This is a genomic window from Psychrobacter sp. ANT_H3, assembly GCF_027919975.1.
In the GTDB taxonomy this organism is placed as follows: domain Bacteria; phylum Pseudomonadota; class Gammaproteobacteria; order Pseudomonadales; family Moraxellaceae; genus Psychrobacter; species Psychrobacter maritimus.
Genome location: NZ_JAQISM010000004.1, coordinates 23,925 through 49,020, shown reverse-complemented (window position 1 = coordinate 49,020; position 25,096 = coordinate 23,925). Strand labels below are relative to the sequence as shown.

Annotated in this window: 16 protein-coding genes; 3 read left to right on the top strand and 13 right to left on the bottom strand. The window is 44.5% G+C overall.

What is annotated here, in order from left to right:
- Positions 1-195 precede the first annotated feature (195 nt).
- Both PG901_RS03000 and PG901_RS02995 read right to left on the bottom strand, forming a co-directional pair.
- Positions 196-1,923, bottom strand: coding sequence for an AMP-binding protein (locus tag PG901_RS03000; RefSeq protein WP_201624677.1), 1,728 nt, complete (start codon positions 1,921-1,923; stop codon positions 196-198).
- A gap of 375 nt (positions 1,924-2,298) precedes the next feature.
- Positions 2,299-4,140 carry a vWA domain-containing protein gene (locus tag PG901_RS02995; RefSeq protein WP_271133456.1) on the bottom strand — a complete coding sequence of 614 codons (1,842 nt, stop codon included), beginning with the start codon at positions 4,138-4,140 and terminating at the stop codon, positions 2,299-2,301.
- 365 nt (positions 4,141-4,505) lie between these two features.
- Here PG901_RS02995 and parC point away from each other — a divergent pair, with 365 nt between their 5' ends.
- Positions 4,506-6,827 carry a DNA topoisomerase IV subunit A gene (gene parC, locus PG901_RS02990; protein ID WP_271133455.1) on the top strand — a complete coding sequence of 774 codons (2,322 nt, stop codon included), beginning with the start codon at positions 4,506-4,508 and terminating at the stop codon, positions 6,825-6,827.
- A 142-nt stretch (positions 6,828-6,969) separates the two neighbouring features.
- Here the strand turns inward: parC and PG901_RS02985 are convergent, their stop codons facing one another.
- From PG901_RS02985 to PG901_RS02975, 3 genes are all read right to left on the bottom strand, one after another.
- The gene (locus PG901_RS02985; protein WP_271133454.1) at positions 6,970-7,449 is read right to left on the bottom strand and encodes a hypothetical protein; all 480 of its coding nucleotides are present in this window, start codon (positions 7,447-7,449) and stop codon (positions 6,970-6,972) included.
- A gap of 167 nt (positions 7,450-7,616) precedes the next feature.
- On the bottom strand, positions 7,617-8,399 hold the full coding sequence (locus tag PG901_RS02980) for a hypothetical protein (RefSeq protein WP_271133453.1): 783 nt from the start codon (positions 8,397-8,399) through the stop codon (positions 7,617-7,619).
- A gap of 115 nt (positions 8,400-8,514) precedes the next feature.
- Entirely contained in the window at positions 8,515-9,114 is a 600-nt protein-coding gene (locus tag PG901_RS02975; RefSeq protein ID WP_271133452.1) for a hemerythrin domain-containing protein, read from the bottom strand.
- A gap of 348 nt (positions 9,115-9,462) precedes the next feature.
- Here PG901_RS02975 and PG901_RS02970 point away from each other — a divergent pair, with 348 nt between their 5' ends.
- The gene (locus PG901_RS02970; protein ID WP_271133451.1) at positions 9,463-10,293 is read left to right on the top strand and encodes an HAD family hydrolase; all 831 of its coding nucleotides are present in this window, start codon (positions 9,463-9,465) and stop codon (positions 10,291-10,293) included.
- Between the two features lie 189 nt (positions 10,294-10,482).
- Here the strand turns inward: PG901_RS02970 and PG901_RS02965 are convergent, their stop codons facing one another.
- Positions 10,483-10,746: a hypothetical protein gene (locus PG901_RS02965; RefSeq protein WP_201565026.1), complete on the bottom strand. Its 264-nt coding sequence runs from the start codon at positions 10,744-10,746 to the stop codon at positions 10,483-10,485.
- A gap of 116 nt (positions 10,747-10,862) precedes the next feature.
- Positions 10,863-11,660, bottom strand: a complete 798-nt coding sequence (locus tag PG901_RS02960; RefSeq protein ID WP_271133450.1) for a 3-oxoacyl-ACP reductase — start codon at positions 11,658-11,660, stop codon at positions 10,863-10,865.
- Positions 11,661-12,048: 388 nt separating this feature from the next.
- On the opposite strand from PG901_RS02960, the gene PG901_RS02955 reads away from it, so the two are divergent.
- On the top strand, positions 12,049-13,182 hold the full coding sequence (locus PG901_RS02955; protein WP_271133449.1) for an ABC transporter substrate-binding protein: 1,134 nt from the start codon (positions 12,049-12,051) through the stop codon (positions 13,180-13,182).
- A 128-nt stretch (positions 13,183-13,310) separates the two neighbouring features.
- Here the strand turns inward: PG901_RS02955 and PG901_RS02950 are convergent, their stop codons facing one another.
- The 6 genes from PG901_RS02950 to aroK all read right to left on the bottom strand — a co-directional run bounded on the left by PG901_RS02950 (position 13,311) and on the right by aroK (position 24,992).
- On the bottom strand, positions 13,311-14,546 hold the full coding sequence (locus tag PG901_RS02950) for an FUSC family protein (RefSeq protein WP_201565023.1): 1,236 nt from the start codon (positions 14,544-14,546) through the stop codon (positions 13,311-13,313).
- A 250-nt stretch (positions 14,547-14,796) separates the two neighbouring features.
- Positions 14,797-16,218, bottom strand: a complete 1,422-nt coding sequence (locus PG901_RS02945; RefSeq protein WP_271133448.1) for an FAD-dependent oxidoreductase — start codon at positions 16,216-16,218, stop codon at positions 14,797-14,799.
- Positions 16,219-16,386: 168 nt separating this feature from the next.
- Positions 16,387-20,850: a glutamate synthase large subunit gene (gltB, locus tag PG901_RS02940; RefSeq protein WP_271133447.1), complete on the bottom strand. Its 4,464-nt coding sequence runs from the start codon at positions 20,848-20,850 to the stop codon at positions 16,387-16,389.
- A gap of 1,008 nt (positions 20,851-21,858) precedes the next feature.
- Positions 21,859-22,992 carry a hypothetical protein gene (locus PG901_RS02935; protein ID WP_271133446.1) on the bottom strand — a complete coding sequence of 378 codons (1,134 nt, stop codon included), beginning with the start codon at positions 22,990-22,992 and terminating at the stop codon, positions 21,859-21,861.
- A 183-nt stretch (positions 22,993-23,175) separates the two neighbouring features.
- Positions 23,176-24,366, bottom strand: coding sequence for a 3-dehydroquinate synthase (gene aroB, locus PG901_RS02930; protein ID WP_271133445.1), 1,191 nt, complete (start codon positions 24,364-24,366; stop codon positions 23,176-23,178).
- Positions 24,367-24,428: 62 nt separating this feature from the next.
- Positions 24,429-24,992 carry a shikimate kinase AroK gene (aroK, locus tag PG901_RS02925; RefSeq protein ID WP_201565531.1) on the bottom strand — a complete coding sequence of 188 codons (564 nt, stop codon included), beginning with the start codon at positions 24,990-24,992 and terminating at the stop codon, positions 24,429-24,431.
- Positions 24,993-25,096 lie beyond the last annotated feature (104 nt).

Genomic DNA, 25,096 nt, shown 5'->3' with positions numbered 1-25,096 from the left:
GCAGTTTTGCTCGCCATTCTCTATGCGTACTGCCAAATCATCATAGAAAAATAAAAAAAATGATAAGGTCTTATACAAACGACCTTATCATCTTTCAGTATGACACCAGCGAATATCCGGCTATTTTTGACCCTATTTATCATGTATTAAGGGTGATAAATGTGGGTAAAAACATGATATTCGGTGCTAAATCACTTAACCGTGATTCTTCTCTTCTAAAGCGCGCAAGTCTTTATGTAAAATCTTACCGACGTTAGATTTCGGTAACTCATCGATAAATTCAACATAACGAGGACGCTTATAACCGGTTAGATTTTCTTTGCTATAAGCGAGCACGTCTTCTTTAGTCAAGCTGTCATCACTGCGCACGACATAAATCTTCGGTACTTCGCCGCTCTTTTCATCATCGACACCGATAACGCCGCATTCCAAAATCTTTGGATGACCTGACATCACATCTTCCACTTCGTTTGGATAGACGTTAAAGCCTGATACCAAAATCATATTCTTTTTGCGATCAACAATCTTAAAGTAACCCTCTTCGTCCATCACGCCGATATCACCGGTACGGAAATAACCATCAGACGTCATGACCTCAGCGGTGGCATCATCACGTTTCCAGTAGCCTTTCATGACCTGCGGACCACGAACGCAAATTTCACCGCGCTCACCAAGTGGCACTTCATTGCCTTCTTCATCCAAGATGGCCATGTCTGTTCCAGGCATCGGTAGACCGATATTACCTGAGAACTCGCCTGTACCTTGCGGATTTGCTGAAGCAACAGGAGAGGTTTCCGACAGACCATAACCTTGCACAATGATGTTGCCAGTTATTTTTTCCCATTTAGCCGCGGTATCTTTTAATACTGCCATACCGCCGCCCATAGACATCTCAAGCTTGCTATGGTCTAAGGCTTTAAATGCGTCACTATTAGCGAGCGCATTAAATAGCGTATTTACCGCTGGGAAAAACGCCGGTGGATAATCTTTATAGGCTTTGATTAAACTTGCGCCATCACGTGGATTCGGTACCAGCAGACCGATACAGCCACGATATAGACCGTACATACCACAAACTGTAAATGAGAAGATATGATAGAGCGGCAAGGCTGTCATAATAACAGGCTGCTCATTACGCGCTTCAAACTTATCAAACGCATCGCCAAGATAGGTATCACACTGAATTAAGTTGGCGACCAAGTTGCCGTGCGTTAGCATCGCGCCTTTTGCCACACCTGTGGTACCACCGGTATACTGCAATACGGCGACATCATCAAGCCCGATATTGGTGGGGCGGTTATACTTTTTCGCAGACAATTGATTGAGTGCTTTTTTAAAGTTCACGCTCTTTTTAAGCGTGTAATGAGGCACTAGTTTTTTGACATGACGCACGACAGCATTGACGATAAAACCTTTTAACGGGCTCATTAAATCGCCCATCGACGTCACCACCACATGATCGACCAAATCTTTACCGATATCTTCATAAGTCTTGGCAAAGTTTTCTAGGATAAACAGCACTTTAGTCTCAGAATCTTCTAACTGATGCTGAAGCTCTTTAGTGGTATAAAGTGGATTGACGTTAACCAAGGTCATGCCAGCACGTAGGACACCTAATACGGCAACCGGTAACTGCAAGATATTGGGCATCATAACGCCGACTTTATCGCCTTTTTTTAGGCCAAGCGACTGTAAATATGCGGCAATCTGTTTGCTATAACGGTCTAAATCTTCGTACGAGAGCTTTACATCCATGCACACAAAGGCGGTACGACCAGCATGAGTAACAAAATTCTGCTCAAGAATATCGATTAAAGAGGTATTGGCGGGCGGCATATTAATCTCGTACTGTATGCCAAGCTTTTCGTAAGTTTTGAGCCACGCTTTGTCATTACGACGAATTAGGTTACCTTGATTTTCCATAATCTTACTGCTCCTAGTAATAGTGTGCTGCTATTAACCTATCTCTATCACAGAGTGATAAACATACCAAACCTCATCGTTCAAGCTAACCATCCATATAACCATGATGGCGGGCGGCTGACGATATAAGCGTCTGGCAATGAGTCAACAATATAGCGATAAATAGCCCTTTGTTGATTAACATACACACTTTATACAAACTACTCAATATAAAAGATTGCTACCTGAGTTCTTAAACGTACTTGACGGCCGTTAATTATATTACTATCAAATACTTAACCATTAAATGACCGGCCATACCACGGATTGTTACCAATTATTTATTACCAAACATTGTTCCATTGTTAATAAAAATAACCGTACCTTACGCTTTTCTTAACGTTTACTGTCAAGGGCAGCAGCAAGCTCGGTTAAGGTCACAAAGTTACGCCGCGTGCCATCCTTATCGCTATCTGGTTTTTGAGCCAGAGTACTGGTCGCAAGTTTGGTGCTATGGCTATAGTGCCAGTCATTAATATAATCGCTTTGGCTTAAGCGTTGACCAAACCCTGCTACGGCGATGGCAAATTGGGTATCGATACTGGCTTTATTTAAAGGGCGACTGGCATTAATAATGGGTTGGTTAATCAACTTAGAGCTACCACCTTTTGGCGCTTTATAGCGAATATTTAGATAGCCTAGCTCGTTTGTTTTTTTGCCGCTAGCTGTCTTCTTTGATTCATTCTCATTATAACGGCGGTCGCTGTATAACCCTTTTTTGCCAGTGGGGGTTATTTCAAACAGTGCAATGACTGCCTTACCTGCTCCCAACTCGCCGGCATCGACTTTATCATTATTAAAATCCTCCTCATTAAGGACGCGGTTTTCATAACCGATTAAACGCCATTCGCTGACCACATTTGGATTAAACTCTACTTGCACCTTGACGTCTTTGGCGACGGTATTAAAGGTCGCCGCTAGCTCATCGCTAAAAACTTTTTTGGCCTCAGTCAAACTGTCGATATAGCTATAGTTACCATTGCCGTTATCCGCCATCTGCTCCATCATGTGGTCGTTGAGATTGCCACGACCAAAACCGACGGTCGATAAGGAGATTCCGCGATCACGATTGGCTTTGACCAACTCTAGCATCTCATCGACATCACTGATACCGACATTAAAATCGCCATCGGTCAGCATCATAATGCGATTGATGCCGTTCTTTTTCATGCCTTGTTCTGCTTGTCTATAAGCCAGCTTTAAGGCGTCTTCACCATTGGTCGAGCCAGCAGCAGTTAAGCTTTCTATTGCAGCGAGTATTTTTGCTTTTTGGTCACCACTGGTAGAAGGCAGTGCCACACTGGTAGTGCCCGAATACGTAACAATGCTAATACTGTCTTGCGCACGCATCTGTTCGGTGAGTAACTTCAATGACGATTGCGCCAGTGGTAGCTTATCGCGTGATGACATGGAGCCTGACACATCGACCAAAAATACCAAGTTGGCGGGCGGCATAACTTGATTGGTGTTTTTACTAGACCAGCTATTCTCAACCGCTTTAATCCCGACTTTGACGATTTTATTATCTTGATCGGCCTTATCCCACGGTGAATCAACCACTTCCGTTGCGACCACAAACGGCGCATTGGCGATACGTTTGCCATCATCAAATTGATAATTAAAATAGTTAATCAACTCCTCTACGCGCACGGCATCGACAGGTGGCAGCTGCCCCTCATTAAGATAGCGGCGCACATTGGCGTAGCTACCAGTATCGGTATCGATGGATAGAGTAGCAACCGCCATCTCAGTGGTGCGGTGTACCGGATTGGCGTCGTTTTTTTGATAATTATCACGTACTGGTGGCTGTACGCTGATGCCAGATAACGGCCGCACACTCCATTGCGGCGCGGAACGTGTCATGCTGCCCATGCTATTGCTCATGGTGTTATTGGTAGCGCTCATAGCACTGTCAGCTAAGACAACACGTGGCATCGCCACCTCCGACTCGGCGACTGCTACAATAGGCGGCATAGATTTTTTATTATCTGATTGCTTTATAGCATTTAGACCAATAGTGCTACGAGTTTGCTCGGCCATCGGCTGGCTCACTGCCGATGAGCTACACGCCGTCAATCCCATCATACTGGCGACAGCACTGACTACTAGCGCATTTTTGGTTAGATGCTGAGCACGCGTTCGTGATAAATAGGCAGGTGATATAGATGACGATGACATAATAGCTACTCCATATGATAGACGGCTTGGATAGATAGACGGCTTGGATAGACAGTTCGATAATAACGGTTCCGTGTTACAGCCTTTATAATAATTATTGCTGAGCACTATTGCATAGTGCGTTATGAAACAGGCGCTTAGTAAAAAGACAAACCATATGCGTCTGATTCACTATACTTCTCTTATTTCGTAAAAGCTATCAGCCAAAACGCAATCAGCACGACTATCTAGCACGTCACGACCTGTCGTCTATTCTGACTTATGCCTTTTTAATTTTGCCAATATCCTTTACGATAGCACTATCCTATTTGCACGCTTGCACCAATTATTTATACCTATTAAAACTGATAAGTGAACCCTATTTTATGTCCGATGTTATTGATAATACCATTACACCCATTATCCCAAATGAACCAATGGATACCCGCTCAGTGGCGGAGTTTACCGAGCAAGCCTATCTCAACTATGCCATGTACGTCATCATGGATCGGGCGTTGCCAAATATCGCTGACGGTCTAAAACCTGTCCAGCGCCGTATCGTCTATGCCATGAGTGAGCTAGGACTAAAATCGACGGCGAAGGCGAAAAAGTCTGCGCGTACCGTCGGTGACGTGCTGGGTAAATATCATCCGCATGGTGATAGCGCCTGTTATGAGGCGATGGTTCTGATGGCGCAGCCGTTTAGTTATCGCTATCCGCTGATCACGGGTCAAGGTAACTGGGGTAGCCCCGATGACCCTAAGTCCTTTGCCGCGATGCGCTATACCGAAGCCAAAATGTCGGCTTATGCCAATACCTTGCTTGCAGAACTCGGACAAGGCACGGTCGATTGGCAAGATAACTTCGATGGCACCATGCAAGAGCCGACCACCCTACCTGCCCGCCTGCCTAATATTTTATTAAATGGTACGACTGGTATTGCCGTCGGTATGGCGACCGATATCCCGCCGCATAACCTAAATGAAGTGGTACGCGCGGCTATTCGTTTGCTAAAAAATCCTGAGCTATCGGTTAAGCAATTAACCCAATCGATACCAGCGCCTGATTTGCCAACGCCCGCTGAAATCATTACCAGTAAAAAAGATTTGCAGGCGATGTATGAGACTGGTCGCGGCAGCTATAAAATGCGCGCCACCTTTCATATTGACCCAAAAGAGAAGAATTTAGTCATCATCGATGCGCTTCCTTACCAAGTGTCAGGCAATAAGATTCAAGAGCAAATCGCTAAGCTCATGACGGATAAAAAGCTGCCTTGGATTACTGATATTCACGATGAATCAGATCATGAAAACGCTTGCCGTATCGTCTTAGAGCTAAAATCTACCCGCGTCGATGTGCAGCGAGTAATGAGTCATCTATTTGCCAGCACTGATTTAGAAAGCAATTACCGCGTCAATATGAATATGATTGGCCTAAATGGTAAGCCCCAAGTCAAAAACCTCAAAGAAATCCTTGAAGAATGGCTCGTCTGTCGCCGCTCAGTGGTCACGCGCCGTTTGCAATATCGCCTCGATAAGATCGATAAGCGCTTGCATATCCTTGCAGGTTTGCTGATTGCTTATCTGAATATCGATGAAGTCATTCGTATTATTCGTGAAGAAGACGATCCAAAATTATCATTGATGCAAGACTATGACCTGACTGAGATACAAGCCAATGCTATCTTAGATATTCGTCTGCGTCAGCTCGCTAAACTAGAAGAGATTGAGCTTCGCCGCGAGCAAGATGAGCTGGCAGCCGAACGCGCCATCATTCAAGAGTACTTGGACAATCCAGACAGCCTGACCAATCTGATGATTGATGAGCTTACCGCCGATATGAAAGAACACGGTAACGAGCGCGTGGCACAATTGGCAGAACGCGAAGAAGCGCAAGCACTCAAAGAGTCTGACCTCGTACCAAGCGAGCCTGTCACTGCTATCCTATCGAAAGCAGGCTGGATTCGCGCTGCCAAAGGCCATGACGTCGATGCTGCTGGCATGACCTATCGCTCAGGCGATAGCTATCAAGCCCACGTGCGCGCTAAATCCAATGAGAGAATCTACGTGCTCGATAGCACTGGACGCAGTTATAGTATCGATGCGCATAGCCTCGCCTCCGCCCGTGGTCAAGGCGATCCGCTGACCAGCGTACTCAAACCGCCAGCAGGTGCCAGCTTTGAGCAGCTATTAACGGGTGCTGACGATCAACGTATCATCCTCGCCAGCTCAGCAGGTTATGGTTTTATCAATACTATTGGCAATCTCGATAGCAATCAAAAAGCGGGCAAAAATATCATCAATCTAGCAGCTGATAGTCGTTTGCTCCCTGTTGCGCGTATCGATGCGCCAGCGGATATGACTGCCAATGCTAATAATGAAAATGCCGAAGGTGAAAATAGCAGCGCAAGCGCGATGCCTGACCATGTTGCTGTCGTGACCAATGCAGGATATCTATTGATATTTGCCCTTGATGATTTGCCTGAACAGGCACGTGGTAAAGGCAATAAGCTGATTAAATTAAAAGACGGTGAAGAGGTGCTTGCCATCACGCCACTTAGTCAGCAAGACAGCCTAATCATTACCGCTGGCAAACGTCATGTGACGCTAAAGCCTAATGATTTAGCCAATTATACGGGCACTCGTGGTAATCGTGGTGGTCAGTTGCCAAGAGGCTTTCAGAATGTGACGAGTGTTGAGGTTGGTTGATAATATCTATACTTCGCACTTTAGTCTCTAACATTTAAAGCTCACAATATTCTTAACAAAAAGCCGCCTATACACAAGGTATAGACGGCTTTTTTAGGCAAGCTAAAGCAGATGACAATTATGGTAAAAAGATATTACTCATCTAAAAATTGCTGGATTCGGTATCTGCAAAAACTGCTGTCAAAAAGCTTTCAATCTGATTACTTGTCATGAGATAGGGATTATAGTCAGAACCTGCTGAGAAGCTTTTTAGGGCATATTCTTCATCTTCAGCGCTTGATGTTAGATATTTAACTAAAAACCCATTCCATTGACGCGATTCAATTTCCTCTATATTAACAATATTAGGGAAAATGGTTGAATGCTTGTCAAGTATTTTTCCTAAGGCAATATTGATAGCAGGCCTTGTACCTTGAAAACTTTGAACGAAATAACCTTCACTAATGACTAAAGCTGAAACTATATTGTTTTCTTCAAAATATCTTCGCCAATACTCAAATGCACGAGTCAGCTCGATTCCCGAATCTAGGTCGACATTTTTGGCGATATATGTCATGTTGATAAGAATATGCTCGCCATTTATTTTTTTGCTTTCTGGAGTATGGCTCGTCGTTATCTGCATAAAAAACCTTATTTATAAAATACTTATCTAAACCAAGATACACTTTATGATGAAATATAATCAATAATATTTTTGGATTTTGACCGATTTCTTTATCAGATATCATGATTTCTTAGAGTTATAGCTATCGTAGATACCATCTTGTACATCTTACTCTGACACTCGAACTAACTAAATATATTGATGCCAAAAGTATCTACAATAAACATGGTCGCACTCAATAATGCACCGATGAATAAACACAGTTTCATGCCAAACGGCATATATTTAAAGGGTATTTGGGTAACACCGTATAGATGCAGGTTTTCAGCTTTGCTAATGGGATAAAACATGATCCCAACAGCGAGCATAAACGTAAACGGTGCTAAAAAGCAAAAGTGCTTTAGTTGTGTTGGCATATCAGCAGTATACAAATTCATCGTATAAGCACTCATCAACATAATAAATAGCGCAATAAAACGACTGGCTAAACGAGACTGAGCAAATTGCTTGGCATGTCTTTGTACATCATATACCCGTTGCGTCTGTGTTTTAATGACAGGGTCTGGATAAAGTTGTTGCTGCGCTTTGATAACAGAGATTAATCTTCCTTTCCTGACAAAGCTACTTATTGACGAGTACGCCCAATAGGCTAAGACTGCGCTCATAAGAAACAGCCACCATATCACGCTGGGGTATGTCGCCCATACCATCAGGATGACTATGAATAACATTAATAGCGCGAGAAAAAACTGTAAGAAATTTCTTATTCGACTGGATTGCAAGCTGAACAATATCATACGCTTTCGAGTAGCGAACGTGGGAGACTCTGCACCTAGTGGAATATCGCCCGTAAGTTTTTGACCAATAATTCTGAATGTGCCCTTGATACTGCTATCATTTAAACCCGCTCCATGATGTAGCACTTCTACGATCGCATCAGTACGAGCTTGTTCTTTATCGTTCATCACAATATCAATTCCGTTGAAGACACCTCTCAGAATTTTAGGAGTAGTTTTAGTATTTTACAAGCTGCAACGTTGTTTCATGAATGAATAGAAAAATTTAAGGCGCAATACTCAACTCCTAACCCTGCCTCAACCCCAAAATCGGAATCACTAAATCTTCCTCATCAGTCAAATGTTGCGAGAGTAAATCGGTCGCCTCCACCAAGGTTTGATGTAATTGCGCTGCCAGCGCCTTATCCTCAACCCCACTTCTCGCCAACGTATCGTTTTGCACTTGCAACTTATCGAGTAGCGCATCCAAGCGCACATGGTCGCGACCCAATATCTCAAACCCTGCCTGTAGCTGCGGATACATCCGAATAAACTCAGGGAAAAACCCCTCATCCTCGACGCCATGATGTTGATGCAATTTGAGAATGTGCATACTGATACGTTTGAGTAGCTGCGAGCGATATTCTGCCCAGTCGTACTCGCCAGATTGATAACCTGCACTAATCTGTGTCAAGATACGCTGACGCTTGCGTATGTTAGTATGTACTTTTAGCCAGCCCGATGTTTTGTAAGCATAATCTGCGCTAAACCATTGATCAGGTGGTAGCTTGTTGAATAAGAACAACCAATCCGTCTCAAGCCGACTGTCAGGATGACGCGGTGATAATATAAACAAATCATCGTCTAAGGCTTTTTGGCTCACATTGTTTTCGGTAGATAAGCTCATTATGCTGTCCTTATCAGGCAAGTTTGCATTTTATATATTTATTAAGAATACTAAACGAAATGCTATTTCTATTTAGAGCTTATATAAAGTCAAAAAGTATAAAATCAACCATTTGCCGGCCAGCGCCTTCTAAATATGAAAGGCATTTATCGTTATAAAAGCGCTACATAAATGAGTCACAACCACCCTATTGCTGTATTTTTAGTCATATAAAATTGAGTACTTATTGATAAATACAAACTACATTATTATTAGCGATAATACTTAAAATTATTCAGTAAATCTCAACGACTCTCAACACCTGCTCTAATTACCTAAATAGTCGTTTTTCAAATATAAAGGATACTCATGTTTATTGTAGATAAGGCGGCGACAGCCAGTATGAAGCATACATTGCCTGTGCCAAAAGTGATATTTTTTGACATTGACGATACGCTTAGCCGTAACGGTGTTATCGCCGCGCACAACCAAGCGACCCTTGAAGCGCTTGCCAAAACTGATATTAAATTGGTGATTTCGACGGGACGCTCTAAAGCGATATTGCCAGCAGATATTTTAGCTTTGTTTGAAGCTGATGTCTTAGATGCGATTATTTGTATGAATGGGCAATATAGCTTTGATAATAAGGGTGTCATCAGTCATTACCCTTTATCTGCTGAGCAGACGGACAAAATCGTCCAGTTATGTGAAACAAGCGAGCTGATTCATAAGTTCGACTCGGCGACGCATATCGCATGGTCAGGTGAAAACGCCCGCTTGCGTGAATACAACGCCAGAACACCAAACTCTATCGTTGACCCAGTCTATTACCTATCGAATCCAGTCTATCAATGCTCGGTATTCTTCAACAATCAAGAAGACAAAATGCAAGACATCGACTTTGCCCAGGACGATTTAAAGCTGGTACATTGGCATCATATTGGCGCAGATATCCTGCCAGCAAACGCCTCTAAAGCACGCGGTATCAAAGACGTCTGTCAGTATTATGGCGTAGATGCACGTGAATGTATGGCGTTCGGTGATGGCATGAATGATTTAGAGATGTTTGATTTAGTCGGCTATGCGGTAGCGATGGGCGATGCTCAGCCCGCACTAATCGAGCGCGCAGATTTCGTCACTGGCACAATTGAAGAGTACGGGATACAAGCAGTGCTTGAACAATTTAAGATAGCATCATAAGTATAAGAATCTTAAGAGAAAGTAGTCATAGCGTTTATCTTTATAACCAAAAAAAACCCCTTGCCAATCGCTGACAAGGGTTTTTGTTTTTCTAGTTATTGATAATTTTTGGTTGATAACTCACAGCTGGTCGCAAGAATAATGCCGCACATAACTATCTTAGTAATTAAATATAGAGCAAAAAAGGACTTAACGCTTCCTTGTCATCAAACTATAAACCCAGCCACCAATTTTATAAAAGCCGACGACCATCAGGATAAGCACCAGCGCTGCCAGTACATAGGCCAGCCAATTAGGCACACTACTCAGCCAACCAATGGTAAATGCCAAGCCCATATAAGTCTCCACCGGCCAGTTTAAGATAGGCGTCGGTGAGCCAGCATGGAACATCATCATAAAAGCAACCATCCCAATTACTGCGGCGATGATTCCAGCTCGTTTACGGTTATTCATCTTATTCCTCTATCTCTTAGTTAATCAATGTGGTCAGAAGTTTGTTTGCTTGTTTTTTATTTTATCTTGCTATTTTTATCAACGTTTAGATATCAAAGCATCATGACCTCAAAGCCTTAAGGCATCGTCAAACCACCATCGACAGCGATAGACTGTCCGGTGATGGCCAAGCTCAAATCAGACGCCATTAATAGTACCGAATTGGCAAAGTCAGCCACCGAGGTTGCTTGTCGTAATGGCGTGGTGGTGGCGATATAATCAAAGACCTCTTCAGTCGTTAAACGGCTCGCATCCGTGGTTTGTAGCAATCCACCTGCCAGCAAGTTAACGCGGATACCGTATTGTCCAAGCTCCGCAGCCAAGTTACGCGTCAGTCCAATCAATGCAGATTTGGCAGTGGTATAGTCGTAATAAGTGACCACCGGATTATAAACAAGATTGGTTGAGATATTGATAATCTTGCCCATTTTTTGCGTTTTCATTTGTGGTAGTACCGCTTGCACGCTATTGACCGCACCTTTGACAATACCGTCAAGCTGCTGCGAAAAATGCGCCCATTTGACGGTTTCGATACTGGTATAGTCGGCACTCGGATTAAACTGATAACTTGGCAAGGCGTTATTGACCAATATATCAATGCGACCATAACGCGCAACCACTTCAGCTGCCAGCGCTTGCATTTGTGCTAAATCGCTAACATCAGCTTGATAAGCAAATGCTTGACCACCTGCGGCAATGATACCGGCAACCACTTGGTCGGCAGCGCCTTTACTATTAAGATAATTGACGCAAACGCGTGCGCCTGCTGCTGCCATTTGCTCAGCAATCTGAGCGCCAAGTCCGCGACTAGCGCCAGTGACAATAGCGACTTTATCCGTGAGCAGCGCTGGAATCAGTGGGTTACTCTGAGTCATGATGTTGCATCCTTTATTATTGTGTTATGGTTAATCTATTTGTTTTATATAAACTATATTGTTAAGTGATGGCTGAAAAATAAACCAGCGCCCATCATAACATGATTATTTGTGCTTATTATCTTACAAAAGTTTAGCGGAAAACCTCATACTATTACTTGTAAATAATTCTTAGCCAGTTATCGGCATGAGCTTTAATAGTGGTATGAATACCGAGCGCATCCTTACCCTTTAAATTATTCACAATCATAGCCATAATAGTTTCACATTTGGCTCGATAGCTTATATTTAGTACTTAACACTTAGTATTCAACACTTAGCACTTAGCATTAACTATCTACCATCTAACTTTTACTCATTTGCATCATTCTTATTTAGGAGAGCTATTTTGACCCATTTATCATCATCCCACTCTGCCGCTCACAGCGTTGTTCGTGGCACTCGTATACTGCCAAAAGCGCTTTTAGCGGTGACAGTCGGACTTGCACTTGCCAGCTGTAGCAACTCTGACAATGCGGCAACTGACGGTACAACTGCCAGCACAGAAACGCTTAATTTGTATAACTGGTCTGAGTATATGCCGCAGGAAATTCTCGATGGCTTTACCGAAGAGACGGGCATTCGGGTCAATTACACCACTTTTGATTCTAACGAAGCCATGTACGCCAAGCTCAAATTGCTTGATGACTCTAGCCAATATGATTTAGCGATTCCATCGACCTATTATGTCGAAAAAATGGCCAAAGAAGGGTTGCTACAAGAGCTGGATAAGTCCAAATTAAGCAACTTTAAGAATCTTGATACCTCATTTACCAATACCAAAGTTGACCCAGAAAACAAATACTCGATTCCTTACATGTGGGGCAGCACCGGTCTTGCCATCAATGGCGAAGCGGTTGATCCTGCGACCGTAAATAGCTGGAATGACTTATGGCGTCCTGAGTATAAAGGTCAAGTGATGCTGATGAATGACATGCGCGAAGTGTTTGGCATGGCGCTATTGACCCTTGGCTATTCAGGTAATAGTAAAAACCCTGACGAAATCAAAGCCGCTTATGAGAAGCTGACGACCTTGATGCCAAATGTGAAAACCTTTAACTCCGATGCCTCGCGCATGCCGTATATGGAAGGCGAAACCACGGTTGGTATGAGTTGGAATGGTGAAGCTATCATCGCCAATAACGAAGGCTTGACCAGCTTGGTGTATAAATACCCAACTGAGGGCGCTATCTTGTGGATGGATAACTTTGTGATTCCCAAAAACGCCAAACAGGTCGATGCAGCACACAAATTTATTGACTACTTACTGCGTCCTGAGAACTCTAAAATCGTCAGCGAAGAGATTGGTTATGCCTCGCCTAATATCGCCGCGCGTGAGATGATGCCAGAAGAGGTTAGAAACAATCCAACCATTTATCCAAGCAAAGATGTGCTAGCAAAAGCTGAATTCCAAGAAGATGTCGGTGATGAAGCCTTGCAAGTGTATCAGCAGTATTGGGATAAGCTAAAAACCGGTCGTTAATCATTGTTTGTTAAAATATGATTATTAATGGCTGATGGTTATTAGCTGTTTTTATTAAATATGGTTATAAAAAAACGCTGACCTTATAGAGTCAGCGTTTTTTATTTGTCTTTTATTTATTTTTCTATTTATAAATGCAAATCAGTTTCGCTACCTTTATGCTCAATACGGCGCTGCTCGCGGCGCTGATAACGTAGACCTGAGGCGGCAAACCATTGCGGCTTGGTGGTTTGTAGCAAATCACTGAGCCGCTGCAGTTGTAGTTGTAAGGTTTGAGTTAACCAAAAATAGCCTTGCCACTCAAAGCCCAAATTTTCTACACTTGGATATTCTGATACCGCAATGCGCGTAATAGGACGAAATACCTCATCGTTTGGGCTACGTAATACCGCCGCCATATGCTGCATCGCTTGCGTTAATTCATGCTGATAATGGATAAGCAAAATATGATTTTCATCATCAATCTCAATATTCGCCAAGCGCGGCGCGGCACTTAAGAGCAAGTCAATCGTACCAATAATATTACGATGGGTACGCTGAATGGTCTCTAGCGTTTCTTTTTCAATGCCCGATTCACTGGCTGTCGCGGCGATATGCGGGCGCACGGCAAGCAGGCGCTTATTGATTTTTTGTAGCGCCTTTACCAAAGATTTATTAACGGGTGTATCTGGTACAGAGCTGCTCTTTGGGTAAATAATACTGGCTGAACTGGTCGCCTTACTATATTTAAATGGCTTAGGTACCAAAACTTCCGCATCAATATGATTGCCAACCCCAGCGTACAAATTACTGCAGGTTTCAAGATTGCTGGCCAATAAAAACCGCCACATCAAGGTCGATTTAAGCGGTAGGATTAAGGTTGCTGCTACCGCCACCCCTGCGCCAAGTAAGATATTAAAAGCGCGATATAAACCATCTTGGGCGATATTACTATGATCAGGGCTTGAAACAATCATCAGCATCGTAATCCCTGTCAATAGACCAATATAACCCAGCTGCTTGACCGCTACATAACCGATGATGCCACTGATAATACCAATCAGCCCGTAATATAACCATAGCCAATGACCCGTATCTTGGATCAGCCATAAGAAACTCAGCCCGACCACCACCCCAAGTAAGGTGCCGAGTATGCGCTCTTTGGCCTTGGTATAAATCGCCCCTTGATATTGCAATAAGCCCAATATCACAAACACGGTAATGGTCGTCCACTCACCATGCGGCAAGTGCGTGAACTCATTTAACAACAGTGCAATCAGCACGGCCACACCCAAACGTATGGCATGCAAAATATCCGCATGCTGATAGCGGGCATATGGCTCCACAAACGGCGCAGTAAATCGTTGCCAAAAAGTCGGTTTCACGCAGGCTGTCTCTTATAATAAATGAATAAAAATAAATGAATAAAAATGCGGTTAAATAATAACTGCTAGCTTAACTATTGATAAAGCGATAATAAAGCAATGGTCAAAAAATAACGCCTTTCATCTATTAAAAGATAAAAGACGTTAAAGGTCAAAACATGCTAGCACATAACAACAAAAAAGCACGCCAAGATAGTGCTTAGCTGACAACGTCTGGCTAAGAGCCTTTAGCTATTGCTAGCGCTAAATGCTACACCTCTAAGAAATCTAGAATGCCTTCTGCTGCTTCACGACCTTCCCAAATCGCCGTCACGACCAAATCAGAGCCGCGTACCATATCACCACCAGCAAAGATTTTGGGGTTACTGGTTTGAAATTTAAAGGTTTGTTTTTCGGCGGCTATGACCCGACCCGAGCTGTCCATCGAGATTTGCTGCCCTGCAAACCAATCAGCAGGGCTAGGACGGAAACCAAAGGCCAAAATAACCGCATCACAGGGGATAATTTCTTCTGAATTGGGAATGGGCTCGGGGCGCTGGCGACCACGGTTGTCAGGCGCGCCTAGATGAGTGGTAATCACTTTGACCGCGTTCACTTTGCCATTTAAACCAATGATTTCTGTCGGTTGACGGTTGAATAAAAACTCAACACCCTCTTCGCGCGCATTGACCACTTCGCGGCGGGAGCCGGGCATATTTTCTTCATCGCGGCGATAAGCACAAACCACTTGCTGCGCCCCTTGACGGATACTGGTACGGTTACAGTCCATCGCCGTATCACCGCCGCCTAGCACCACCACTTTTTTACCTTTTAAATCGATATATTCTTCTGGATTTTTCTCCCAGTCGTTACAGCGATTGACGTTTGCAATCAGGTAATCTAGCGCATCATAGACGCCCTCTAGCTCTTCACCTGCAAAGCCGCCGCGCATATATGTGTAAGTACCCATGCCCATAAATACCGCATCATACTCGCTTAGCAGCTCATCAATGCTGACATCAGTACCGATTTCTGTCTCTAAACGAAACTCCATGCCCATGCCTTCAAAGATGACACGGCGGTTGCGCATGACGCCTTTTTCCATCTTAAATTCTGGAATACCAAAGGTTAATAAGCCGCCAATTTCTGGGCGCTTATCAAAAATAACAGGTGTTACACCATTTCTAACTAAGATATCTGCACAGCCCAAACCTGCTGGACCAGCGCCAATAATAGCGACTTTTTTGTCCGTCCAAATCACATCGGACATATCAGGACGCCAACCAAGGGCAAAAGCGGTGTCGTTGATATACTTTTCAACGTTGCCAATAGTCACCGCGCCAAAGCCGTCGTTTAAGGTACAAGCGCCTTCACATAAGCGGTCTTGCGGGCAGACACGTCCACAAACCTCAGGCAAAGTATTGGTACGGTGGCACAATTCTGCCGCCTGAAATATCTGACCTTCACTCGCCAGTTTAAGCCAATTGGGAATGTAATTATGTACCGGACATTTCCACTCACAGTACGGGTTACCGCATTCAAGGCAACGATGCGATTGCTGCGCCACTGACTCGCTTTCAAATGGATGATAAATCTCTACGAACTCGGTTGAACGGGTGGCGATGTCTTTTTTGGTGGGCTCAAGGCGTGGTACATCTAAAAACTGAAAACTATTTTCTAAGCGTTTTGCCATGGTATTGTCTCTTTTATATAGAGGTATTTTATAGTGGCTAACGACAACCAATATCTGCAGCCTCAATGAGGCAAATTTACGGATACGGGCTGTCATTTACCTGCTTAAAATTGTGCATTAAAGCTATGTATTAAAACTGCTCGTAAACCTCTTGCTGACTCATTCCATTTATTGTGGATCAGCTGTCGTGGTCTTAAGCAAGGTCGCAACGTTTGCCGCTTTGGGCTTCACCAAATAGAACTTACGCGCATAATGCTCAAAGTCCGCTAAGATGGTCTGCCCCCACGCACTACCGGTTTTATCGACATGGGTTTCAATGACTTGTTGCAAGTAAATACGATGACCTTCCATTTGCTCGCTTGAGATACGGTTTAAATCAATCAACTCATGATTACAGCGATCAAAGAAGTCACCATCCATATCGAGCACATAAGCAAATCCACCCGTCATACCAGCGCCAAAATTCAGACCCGTACGACCAAGGATGGTAATGATACCGCCGGTCATATACTCGCAGCAATGGTCGCCTGTGCCTTCGATGACCGCATGCGCGCCAGAGTTACGTACGCCAAAACGCTCGCCTGCCGTGCCAGCAGCATATAGCTTACCGCCTGTTGCACCATACAAACAGGTATTACCGATGATAGCAGTTTCTTGCGCATGAAAGCTTGAGTCTTTCGGCGGATAAATGACAATCTCACCGCCCGCCATGCCTTTACCGACATAGTCATTGGCATCGCCTTCAAGCTCAATATGCAAGCCGCCCGCATTCCAGACACCCAAACTTTGCCCTGCGGTTCCGTTTAAATGCAGCTTAATGGGCATATCACTCATGCCAATATTGCCCCATACCTGTGCAATCTCACCTGAAATACGCGCGCCGATAGAGCGATCACAGTTGCCGACGGCGTAGCTATAATCGCCGCCGTTCCCTTTACGAATATTGAGCAGCATATCGCTAATCATCTGCTCAGCAAGCAAGCCTTTATCAAACGGCTCATTACGCGCAACCTGGCAGGTTTGCGCTTTGCCACTACTGGCTGGATGGCTAAATAATAACGGCGTTAAATCCAAATGACGCTGCTTATCGGTATTACCTTCTAATACTTCAAGCAAGTCAGTACGTCCGACCAGTTCTTCCATACTGCGCACGCCTAATGCCGCAAGCCATTCACGCGTTTCAGTCGCGACAAATTTAAAGAAGTTAATGAGCATTTCTGCTTCGCCAATGAAATGCTCATCGCGGAGCTGGGCTTTTTGGGTGGCAACGCCGGTCGGGCAGTTATTAAGATGGCAAATGCGCAAGTACTTACAACCAACCGCAATCATCGGCGTGGTACCAAAGCCAAAGCTTTCAGCCCCAAGAATTGCGGCTTTGACCACATCAAGACCGGTTTTTAGCCCACCATCGGTTTGGATACGGACTTTATCACGCAAGCCATTAACACGTAGCGACTGATGGGTTTCAGCAAGCCCTAGCTCCCACGGCGAGCCAGCATGATGGATAGAGGATAGTGGCGATGCTGCGGTGCCGCCATCATAGCCTGAGATAGTAATTAAATCGGCATAGGCTTTTGCCACGCCCGTTGCAATCGTACCAACACCGGGACGCGAGACCAATTTTACCGATACCAAAGCATCTGGATTGACTTGTTTTAAATCAAAAATCAGCTGCGCCAAATCTTCAATAGAATAAATATCATGATGCGGCGGCGGTGATATGAGCGTCACCCCAGGCACCGAATAACGCAGACGGGCGATTAACGCATTGACCTTACCACCCGGCAGCTGACCACCTTCACCGGGTTTTGCGCCTTGAGCAACCTTAATCTGCATCACTTCTGCTGAACGCAGATAGGCAGGCGTCACGCCAAATCGACCAGAGGCGATTTGCTTAATTTTTGAATTACGCAACGTGCCATAACGTACCGGATCTTCGCCGCCTTCACCAGAGTTTGAGCGCCCGCCAATGGTATTCATCGCCATGGCAATCGCTTCATGGGCTTCAGGAGACAACGCCCCTAACGACATCCCTGCTGAATCAAAGCGCGTCAAGATTGCTGAGATATCTTCGACCTCATTAACGTCAATTGAATTATCCGTCTTTAATTGCAGCAAGTCACGCAAGGTTGCAACGGGACGGCTATTGACCAAATCGGCATAATGACGATAATTATCATAATCGCCTGTCCGTACCGCAGTATGTAAGCTATTAATGACGTCAGGATTAAAGGCATGGTATTCTTTATTAAAGACAAACTTCAGCAGGCCACCTTGATCTAGTGGCGCACGACGTTTAAAGGCATTGGCAGCCAATTGCGCTTGGTCGACAGCTAAATCGGCAAAAGTTGCGCCTTTAATACGGCTTTGCACGCCTTTAAAGCATAAGCTTACCACTTCTTCAGAGAGCCCAACCGCTTCAAATAATTGTGCGCCCCGATACGATACAATGGTCGAGATGCCCATTTTTGATAAGATTTTTAGCAAACCTTTATCCAAGCCTTTACGGAAATTTACCCGCGCTTGAATCGGATCGCCAAGCAGCTCACCAGTCGCTACCAAATCATCAATGACGTCATAAGCTAAATATGGATAAATACAGGTCGCACCAAAGCCAATCAATACCGCTACTTGATGCGAATCGCGTGCCAAGCCTGTCTCTATGATTAAATTGGCATCGGTACGAATACCTTGTGCTATCAGGTAATGATGCACCGCACCGGTGACCATAATGGCATTGGCCGGTACTTTATCGGCAGTAATGTTTTTATCAGACAAGACAATCAAAGTATGACCAGCACGGATGCTATTTGCCACTTGCTCACAGATAGCTTTGATGGCGGCTGATAACTCAAGATTGGCATCGTAGTTTAAATCGATACGCGCCATTTGGAACGCTGGATCAGCCAAAGTTTCGAGCTGCTGCATTTTACTGGCTGATAAAACTGGCGACGATAAGATAATACGATGGGCGTCGCGTGCTGATGGCGCAAACACATTGGTCTCAGCCCCTAAGCAAGTCTGTAGCGACATCACGATGGACTCGCGCAATGGATCAATCGGCGGATTGGTCACCTGTGCAAACTGCTGGCGGAAAAAGTCGCCGACATGGCGAATTTGCTGCGACAGCACTGCCATAGGCGTATCATCACCCATCGAGCCGACTGGCTCTTGACCATTTTCGGCATTAGGACGGATAATTTCGGTGCGCTCTTCATTGGTGATGTGATACATTTTTTGCAATGCTTTTAGCGGCTCGCCGCGGCAGGCTTGTGCGGCTAACTCTTCTTCAAGGCGCTCATCATCACGGATACGGGTCGCTTCTTCACGTAGCCACTTACGATATGGATGGGCCTTTTTGAGTAACGTCGCAATGGCTTTGGTATCCATAATTTGACCGGTCATGGTATCGATCACCAGCATCTGACCGGGACCGACCCGACCTTTAGCGAGCACGTCTTTTGGCGCATAATCCCAAACGCCAACCTCAGACGCCACAGTGATATAACCGTTTTTGGTCGTGACCCAACGCGATGGGCGTAGACCATTACGATCAAGCATACAGACAGCATAGCGACCATCTTGAATCACTAAACCTGCTGGGCCATCCCACGCCTCCATATGCTGCGAGTAAAACTCATAAAACGCGCGCAAATCCATATCCATACTATCGACATTTTGCCAAGCGGGTGGCACCAGAATCGACATCGAATGGAACAAACTCATACCGCCCGACATCAGCACTTCTAGCATATTATCTAAGCTTGATGAGTCTGAGCCGGTGCTATTAACCAGTGGCGTTAGTTCGTTTAAATTGGGCAATTTATCAGATTTTAATTTTGGCGTACGCGCCTCGGACCAGCTACGGTTGCCGGTGATGGTATTCAGCTCACCGTTATGCGCCAAATAGCGAAACGGCTGCGCCAGTGGCCAACGCGGCAGCGTATTGGTCGAAAAACGCTGATGGAAGACCACAATATGCGAGGCCAAACGCGTATCTTGTAGGTCTAAAAAGAAAGCTGGCAGGTCTGATGGCATGACCAAACCTTTATAAATAATCGTCTGACAGTTTAATGAGCATACATAAAACAGCTCGTCATCAACCAAGCGTTGTTCCGCTTTTTTACGCGCGACAAATAACTTACGGTTAAAATCATCGGCGGCTAGCTCATCTGCTGCATTGACAAATACTTGCTGAAAACCGGGCAAGGTCTCACGACCAATCTCACCAACGATACTCAAATCAAGTGGCACATCGCGCCAACCAGCTACTTCCAAACCTTGGGCGCTAAGCTCTTCATTGAGCACCTGTCGGCTATACTGCGCTTTCGTCTCGTCTAAATTAACAAAGACCATACCTACTGCAAAATTGGCCGTCAGCGTAAACCCTTGCTCAGCTGCAATATTGCTAAAAAATACGCTTGGCGTCGCCAATAATAAACCGCAACCATCACCGGTTTTACCATCCGCAGCGACACCGCCGCGATGGGTCATACAACTTAAGCTGTGAATGGCTGTTTTTACCAAATCATGGCTGGCTTGGCCCTCAATATGAGCAATCAAACCAAAGCCGCAATTATCAGAGAAGTCATCTGGGGTCGCCAAATGCGTAGAGGAGGAAATCATTGACATAGCTTGTCCTTTTAAGTAAGCAGACAGCATATACATCTTAGATGATGTACAAACCAAACTCCGCAGGCAGAACGGGTATATATTCACATAAGCGGATTAATAAAACGCAGGCAGAGCAAATAGAGTAAAGATTCTAAAGGTGATAAAAATACTTACCACGATTCTCTTTACTCTTCTAATTACTATACAGTAATTGCAACTTTTACTTTAGGGTTGGCTACTAAAAGGACTGCATTCAGGAGATAAGATAAATGATCATCATCACCCTATCTATCCTTTTATCCTTAAAGCCCTTATACATCATTCACTATCGGTCTTTACAGGCTTGCGATCTTCTTTCAGCGGTTAAGGCGCTCAATGTGAGTCGCATAAACCTTGGTAAATGCTGATATGCGTTAACCACTTCGATAGATAATGCGCCAAGTAAATGATAAGAAAATGATGGCTAAAGTAGCTACTATCACTAGCCTAAACCGTCAAATTTGAATATCAGACGCTCTGTACTCAAGCGCCTTAATGACCCCAATTAGGGTAATAACGAGAGATTGTGCCACTTGCAATAAGCTTAATAGAGATGGCAAGTAGCAGCGCTTGAGACAACAACATAAGCGTAAGTGCTTGTATTTATAGCAAGCCTACTTACTAAATGCTGCGATGTAAGATAACGATTTACGATAACTATACAGAACGTCGCCCATAGTTATCTTAGTTAATGATTGACAAAAAATCTAGTCTTTTCTATGTCTTTGTGTTCTCGATTTTGTAAAAAATTATATTATCAATGATGATGCCATTACTAACTTTCGCGACTGAGACCCCGTTTAAGCCGTTTATATATGCGCTTTTAGATAGTTTTCCATGCCTATGAGCCTTAATATTAAAACCTAATAACCACTGCATACATTCAAATGTAATCTTACTTATCAAAATCGCAAACGCAAACGCAAACGCAAAAAAACCTACCAAACAGGATATCTGGTAGGCTTTTCTAATAAACGCTCATTGAAATTAATTGCTTTTTTCTTCAATAAGCTCTTTTATGCTGTCATTGTTGTTCTTTGAGGCGTTGTTCTTTGAGGCGTTGTTTTTTGAGGCATTGTTATTAGCACCGGCACCGGCATTAGGATTTTTACTAGCCGCATTGGAATTGGCGTTCTTATTAGCCGCATTACTGTTTGCATTCGCACTCGGCGGTTTAGGCGCTTCAACCACAGGTGGTTTTTTCGGTTCATTATTGTTACTTGCTTCAGATTTTCGGCTATTATCTGCATTTTTTGGTGTTGGTGCAGTCGTTGTCTGCTCTTCGATACCGACCGTACGCTCTTCATTAACAGATAAGGTCTCAGAGGTATCGACTGACTGACGAATACTTTCAGCAGTGCTATTATTCGTCACTTCTTGCGCGCCGCGATTGGCATTACTTGCTGCTTGCTCGTTGGCACTATCGTTAGCTGGTGCTTTCTGACGCACCGGCACTTCGCGTTTGGTTGGGCGCAAATTGACAGCGCGCGTGCGTTTGGTGCTTAAGTCCTTGACAGGATCAGGACGCTCATAATTATCAATAATACTGACGTAGCGATTGATCTCTTCTGGCAACACACGCACATTAGCAGGCAGCTTAAAGTCTATTAGCTTAGCCGCGCCGACCGCTTCTTGTGGACTGCTCATCAGCCCATAAGTCAACATATAGCGTACTTGATTGTTTTCATCTAGGTAGCGAAAATAAGCAAACTTCTCGCGATCTTCACGGCTTTCTAAATAGCTGACAATCACATCGTTTTCAGCGACATTCATCACCTGCACTGTCCACTTGCCTTTATTGGCCAGCAGATAACGCTTATCTTTAAACTCATCAGGGTAGCTGCGCAAATCACGAACCGTGGCATCAAAACTAATCGGCTGCACATCGGTATCAAGCTCATGCAAGGATTCTATCTTTAACGGCTGCTCAAGCTCATCAGTTGAGGCTTGTGGCGCTGATATTGGCTCATTCTCGATTTTTGCGCCCATCGCTGGCGTTTGACTAAACATCCAAACTAAGGCGGTAAACACGCCCAATAGCAGTGTCGCTATCAGCCAAATCAATGCTTGACGGCGATATTTCTGCCCAGCTGTGCGAGTCGTCGAGCGTGATGCTGCCATGGAGATGTCCTTGGGGAAAAGTACTTATAAAGATAGTCTGATAAAAAGCCATTTATAACGCAATACTTATAAAGATGAAGTTAAAAAATTGTCACTTAATGATGAGGCTATAAATTAAAGTCTTAACGTTATGATGAATAGTATTGACTCTATTATTAACAGTATTGACGCTTTTACTAACCTTTATGAGTGATGTTGTGACAATACTTCTGTTAACAGTTCAGCATCGAAATCATTGGTCAATATCGCCTCACCTAATGATTTTAACAAAATAAGGCGGATTTGTCCGTGTTTGACTTTTTTATCATGACCCATCAAACCTAATGCCGTCTGTACGTCAATAGCGGGTGGCGTAATAGGTAAATTTGCCAATAGCAATACGCGCTTAATACGAGCAACGTCAGCACTCGTTAACCAACCAAGCTTTTGCGACAGCTCAGCCGCTTGCACCATACCAGCCGCGACCGCCTCACCATGTAGCCAATTACCATAGCCTTCATGGGTTTCAATCACATGACCAAAGGTATGACCGAAGTTTAATAGGGCGCGCACACCGGACTCTCTTTCGTCTTGTGCGACGATATCGGCTTTGTACTGGCAGCAGCGCTTCACCGCTTCGCCAAGTACGGCTAAATCTAAAGCCATCATCGCTGGTAGATTGTGCTCAAGCCAAGTCAAAAACTCTGCATCCATAATCAGCGCGTACTTAATGACCTCTGCCAATCCTGCTGATAGCTCACGTGCCGGCAAGGTTTTCAGCGTGCTCATATCGGCAAGCACCATTTGCGGCTGCCAAAATGCGCCAATCATGTTTTTACCTTGGGGGTGATTGATGCCGGTCTTACCGCCAACGCTTGAATCCACTTGTGATAGCAAAGTCGTTGGGATTTGAATAAAATTGACCCCGCGCATAAAACTTGCGGCGGCAAAGCCTGTCATATCGCCGACCACCCCACCACCAAGCGCGATTAGGGTCACATCACGGTTAAAGTGCTCGGCCATCAGCGCATCATAAATCTGATTGATACTGGTCTGGTTTTTATATTGTTCACCATCTGGGAGCACACAAACCTTGACGGTAAACTGCGCTTCAAGCTCCTCCTGTAAAGCCTTTAAATATAAAGGCGCAACCGTCTCATTGGTGACGATAAGGACTTGACGACCTGTAATATAAGGAGCAATTTGGCTTGCCATGCTGCTTTTTTTAGCGCCATTTTCAGCGCTGTTATTAGTAGTGTTTTCAGCAGCGTTTTCAGCAGTGTTACTAACAATGTTTTTAGGGTTGCTTGCATTACTATCTTCAGTAATGACGATAGGATAATCATGACTTTGCGTCTGTACTGTTAGGGTGGCATGAAACAGTGGCGTTGCCATGAAAATCTCCTTAAGTATGAGGATTGAATTAAATTGAGCGGCGTTGTTTATTAAACTTTTTCTTATTCATCTTCTTGATGTGCTGAGCTGATAGAAGTTGAGGCACAAAATGCGTCTAGTTGCTGCAATAACTGATTGACCATATGGCGAGGATAGGTATGACCGGTCGGCATGATAATATGCGCCACTTGCCGATATAAGGGGTCGCGGGCGCTGTATAAATCTTGCAATATTTTTCTAGGATTCGGTTGTTGTAACAATGGTCGCGACTTATCTTTGGCAGTACGCGCCATTTGCACGTCCACCGGAGCATTGAGATAGACGACGATGCCGCGCTCTTTAAGAAAGGCACGGTTTTCGGCCGCCATTACTGCGCCGCCGCCGGTCGCTAAGACAATTTGTGATTGCTGCGTCAGCTCATCGATGGCACGCGTCTCCCGTTCGCGAAAGCCCGCTTCGCCTTCTTTAGCGAATATCCAAGCAATATCTGCGCCGGTTTGTGACTCAATATACCAATCACTGTCTACAAACGAGCGCCCTAACTGCTTAGCCAGTAACCTGCCAATGGTGGTCTTGCCCGCTCCCATCGGCCCCACTAGAAATACCGACGGTAATTCCTCAACCATAATACGCACTCAGCTAAATTAGGTATGATACAACGTCATTGATATTCTGGCTAGTAATGCGCGTTGATTATTGTGAGTAAAATCCAAGCACACGCAAAAATTGG

Bases quoted from the DNA above. Each gene is read 5' to 3' on its own strand.
- parC (WP_271133455.1), top strand. From the start codon at position 4,506: ATGTCCGATGTTATTGATAATACCATTACACCCATTATCCCAAATGAA.
- PG901_RS02985 (WP_271133454.1), bottom strand. From the start codon at position 7,449: ATGCAGATAACGACGAGCCATACTCCAGAAAGCAAAAAAATAAATGGC.
- PG901_RS02935 (WP_271133446.1), bottom strand. From the start codon at position 22,992: ATGGCAGCATCACGCTCGACGACTCGCACAGCTGGGCAGAAATATCGC.
- PG901_RS02960 (WP_271133450.1), bottom strand. From the start codon at position 11,660: ATGACTCAGAGTAACCCACTGATTCCAGCGCTGCTCACGGATAAAGTC.
- PG901_RS02965 (WP_201565026.1), bottom strand. From the start codon at position 10,746: ATGAATAACCGTAAACGAGCTGGAATCATCGCCGCAGTAATTGGGATG.
- PG901_RS02970 (WP_271133451.1), top strand. From the start codon at position 9,463: ATGTTTATTGTAGATAAGGCGGCGACAGCCAGTATGAAGCATACATTG.
- PG901_RS02945 (WP_271133448.1), bottom strand. From the start codon at position 16,218: ATGGCAAAACGCTTAGAAAATAGTTTTCAGTTTTTAGATGTACCACGC.
- aroB (WP_271133445.1), bottom strand. From the start codon at position 24,366: ATGGCAACGCCACTGTTTCATGCCACCCTAACAGTACAGACGCAAAGT.
- PG901_RS02975 (WP_271133452.1), bottom strand. From the start codon at position 9,114: ATGAGCTTATCTACCGAAAACAATGTGAGCCAAAAAGCCTTAGACGAT.
- aroK (WP_201565531.1), bottom strand. From the start codon at position 24,992: ATGGTTGAGGAATTACCGTCGGTATTTCTAGTGGGGCCGATGGGAGCG.
- PG901_RS03000 (WP_201624677.1), bottom strand. From the start codon at position 1,923: ATGGAAAATCAAGGTAACCTAATTCGTCGTAATGACAAAGCGTGGCTC.
- gltB (WP_271133447.1), bottom strand. From the start codon at position 20,850: ATGTCAATGATTTCCTCCTCTACGCATTTGGCGACCCCAGATGACTTC.
- PG901_RS02995 (WP_271133456.1), bottom strand. From the start codon at position 4,140: ATGTCATCGTCATCTATATCACCTGCCTATTTATCACGAACGCGTGCT.